The sequence below is a fragment of the Vibrio sp. 10N.222.52.B7 genome (genome assembly GCF_041474275.1).
GTDB classification, from domain to species: Bacteria; Pseudomonadota; Gammaproteobacteria; order Enterobacterales; family Vibrionaceae; genus Vibrio; species Vibrio crassostreae_C.
In genome coordinates, this window is record NZ_JBFRTU010000020.1 from 15,645 (window position 1) to 15,896 (window position 252).

Annotated in this window: 1 protein-coding gene; it reads right to left on the reverse strand. The window is 49.6% G+C overall.

The annotated features are described in order from the left end of the window. Window positions 1-252, reverse strand: a 252-nt coding sequence (locus AB4512_RS07835) for a hypothetical protein (RefSeq protein ID WP_372174719.1), incomplete at both ends; no start/stop codon positions are given.

Genomic DNA, 252 nt, shown 5'->3' on the forward strand with positions numbered 1-252 from the left:
ATCAAACGAGAATTCTTCTTCGCCTTCTTGTCCTAGAACTTCAGCTTGTTCTGCTACTTCCGCTTGTGGTGTAGCTCCAACTTGCGGGTCAGCGACTGGTGTCACTAGCTCTGGTGTTACGTCAGTTTCCGCTAATGCTTCTGGTTCAAACGCCTCGTCTTCAATCAGCCAATCGTCGTCTTGTGGTACGCCGAATTCATTTGGAATGATCTCTGGCATATTTGCAGCTCGAACTGGCTCTGGCTCTGGCTC